This window comes from Hydrogenophaga sp. (genome assembly GCF_041633695.1).
In the GTDB taxonomy this organism is placed as follows: domain Bacteria; phylum Pseudomonadota; class Gammaproteobacteria; order Burkholderiales; family Burkholderiaceae_C; genus Hydrogenophaga.
On record NZ_JBFJMY010000548.1, the window covers coordinates 1 to 2,507 of the forward strand.

General features: G+C 65.3%; 3 protein-coding genes and 1 pseudogene. All 4 read right to left on the reverse strand.

The window, feature by feature from the left end:
• A pseudogene (locus ABYB95_RS21490) lies at nucleotides 1-536 on the reverse strand (hypothetical protein); the annotation flags it as partial.
• Complete coding sequence (locus ABYB95_RS21495) at nucleotides 533-1,447, reverse strand: TrbG/VirB9 family P-type conjugative transfer protein (protein WP_008904118.1); 915 nt, start codon at nucleotides 1,445-1,447, stop codon at nucleotides 533-535. The pseudogene ABYB95_RS21490 and the gene ABYB95_RS21495, both read right to left, overlap by 4 nt.
• On the reverse strand, nucleotides 1,444-2,214 hold the full coding sequence (locus ABYB95_RS21500; protein WP_008904119.1) for a virB8 family protein: 771 nt from the start codon (nucleotides 2,212-2,214) through the stop codon (nucleotides 1,444-1,446). Before ABYB95_RS21500 ends, ABYB95_RS21495 begins: the two co-directional genes overlap by 4 nt.
• Before the next feature lie 44 nt (nucleotides 2,215-2,258).
• Nucleotides 2,259-2,507, reverse strand: a 249-nt coding sequence (locus ABYB95_RS21505) for a type IV secretion system protein (protein WP_372661737.1), incomplete at its 5' end; no start/stop codon positions are given.

Genomic DNA, 2,507 nt, shown 5'->3' on the forward strand with positions numbered 1-2,507 from the left:
CCAGCCACGGCCGCCGCGGTTCCCGTAGCCACGGTCTCCTTGTGCTCCTGTCCCGGCTCGCGCAGGTGCACGTGCATGTCGATAAAACCTGGACACACGATGCATCCCTCGGGCACGGCGATCACTTCGGCATCGTCGGCCGAGAGGCCTTTGGGCGCAGCAGTCCCGCCGCTGCGCACCCCAATGGGCTCAGCCGCCTCAGTGGTTGGCAGCAAAGCGGGCACACGCGGCGCGGGTGGTGCCGTCATGTCCAGTGCGCGTGTACCGGCGCTGGCGGCCGAGGGTTTGTCACGCACCAGCTTGGCGTCTTGGTCTGTTGCCGGTCCGCTGGTGAGGTAGCGGTTGATGGCAAAGCCCGCAAAAAGCACCAGGGTCAACACCATCATGCCGAGCCCCAGCGCGCCCTTGCGCGACCAGTTGGTACTGCGTGCGGCCGTCACCTGGGGTATACCGGGCTCTCCCGGCAAAGGTGTGATGGTGTTGCCGTCCGCAGGATCTGCGGTCGACGGGTTGTGGGCGTTGGTTTGGTCGTTCATGGCCTGACTCCGTTGGGGCGGTTGTCAAGAGAGGCGTTGGCAGCCTTAAGCACCCGCTGCACGCCCGGAACGGTGGTCGCACCTTCCGCTGGGGCGCCGTCCAGATCAAAGGCCTCGTTCCAGATGCCCACGACCGCGTTGCCCGCTCGCAGCATCAGTTGCCGGCTGACGCGGTCCACCACCAGCAGGTCGTCTTCCATCCGGGCATTGACCAGGGTTTCACTGCCATCGCCGAGCACATGAAAGACCGCAGGGACTTCGCGGTTGCCCGGTAAGCGCAGGTAGGTGAATCGCCCGTCGTCGTAGATCAGGGTTGGCACGATGTCTTGCGAGCCCGCACCTTCGGCCAGCGAATACTGGGTGTTCATCACCGTGTGACTGGCCTGCAGTCGTTCAGCCACCACCTGTTGGGGCGTCGGCTGGTATGGCAAAGGGGGCAGGGTGGCGAGTGCTGCGAGGTCTTTAGCTGACAGGCCCGAGGCGGGCTTGGGCTGTGCCGGCGCCTTGACGGTCAAGCGGTAGACCGGCTGTTGCCGATCGCCGTCGGGCAGGACCACGAAGCGCAGCGCATGCGTGCGACGGTCCGTGACCACGGCCAGGTTGTTGGGCGCATCCGCACCGGATTTGGCTTTGACGAAGAGGTTACGGCCCCCTGGCTGAGCGGCCACGCACCAGACGGCATCGGCCTTACTGCAATCGCCGCCTTGGCCTGCGGCCACTTCGGTGATCACTTCGTCTTGGGCGAGCACCACCAGGGTCACCATGCCCCGTTTGACGGGGACGGTCACCACTGCCGTTGGGTCGTAGACCACGTCGCGCAGGCGCGGGTCGGCGGATTTCGGATTCGCTTGAGCGAACAGGCTCAAAGACGCGGCGCAGGCTGCCAGCAGCGTCAAGACAGTGCGCTTCATGGCCGTGCTCCCGCTGCCTGGGTGTTGATTTCGGGGTCTGACCGGTAGGCGGTGACCACGAAGCCGAAAGGGTTCTCCAGCCGGTCGGCTTCTTTGGCGAGCACCTTGGGCTGGTACTGGAAGACGATGCTGGCCACGTGGCGGGTTGTGACGTCCGGCAAGTTGCGGTCGGTCAGACGGACCACTTTGTCGTAGGTGACGGTGGCGTCGCTCAGGTTGCCGCTGCGCCCGGAAGCCCGCAAGCGCACCCCCACGATGTTGATGCGCCATTCTTCAGCCGCGCCGATCTTCTTCTGCAGCGCGCCTTCGCCCTCGAACTGCCGGTTGTATTCGGCGAACACGCCCGGCACGGCCATGCGCGCCACCTGGTCAAAGTCGCGCTGCAGGAACATCCAGCTGTAGCTTTCGCGTGCACGCACGAAGGCGGCCAGGTTGTGCTTGTCCAGCGCCTCCATGGCGGGGATGGTTTCTTCGCTCAGCCGCTGCTGGATGGTGGTTTCGCCGGTGACGCGGTCCACCACGATGGGAATCTCCACCACGCGGCGCAGCGGTCCCTGCACGAACACGGCAGCGATGCCGATCAGGCCCAGAATCAAACCGGCCACCGCGACCCGCCAGGCCCTGCGCTCCGAGCGTTCGAGCATCAGCGCACGGTCGATTTCCCAGTCGCGGTTCGCGTTGAATGGCGCCGATTCGGCCTCGGTGGAAGGTTCAGGGGGGCGTTTTGGCCATGCGGCGGCTTTACCTGACAACAGGATGGCACTCATGGGGTTCTCCGGTGGGTCTGGGTGGCGGCGGGACTCAGGCGGGTTTACGGCAGAAAGTCAGCCACCTTGCCGGTGCGACCCAGCATCTGAAGCTGCCGTTCGCGCTCGCGAGATCGGGCAATGCGCTCTTCGCTGTCGGCCATGCCCTGCAGCATCTGTACTTGCGACACCTCGTGTGCCAGCAGGGCGTTTTCAGCGCCGATGCGGGCCTGGATTTCCAGCACCGACTTCTGATCGGTGGTGGCGTTGATCTGTGACATCAGCGACTGGATCTGCGTGAGTCGGCCCGCCGC

Bases quoted from the DNA above. Each gene is read 5' to 3' on its own strand.
- ABYB95_RS21500 (WP_008904119.1), bottom strand. From the start codon at position 2,214: ATGAGTGCCATCCTGTTGTCAGGTAAAGCCGCCGCATGGCCAAAACGC.
- ABYB95_RS21495 (WP_008904118.1), bottom strand. From the start codon at position 1,447: ATGAAGCGCACTGTCTTGACGCTGCTGGCAGCCTGCGCCGCGTCTTTG.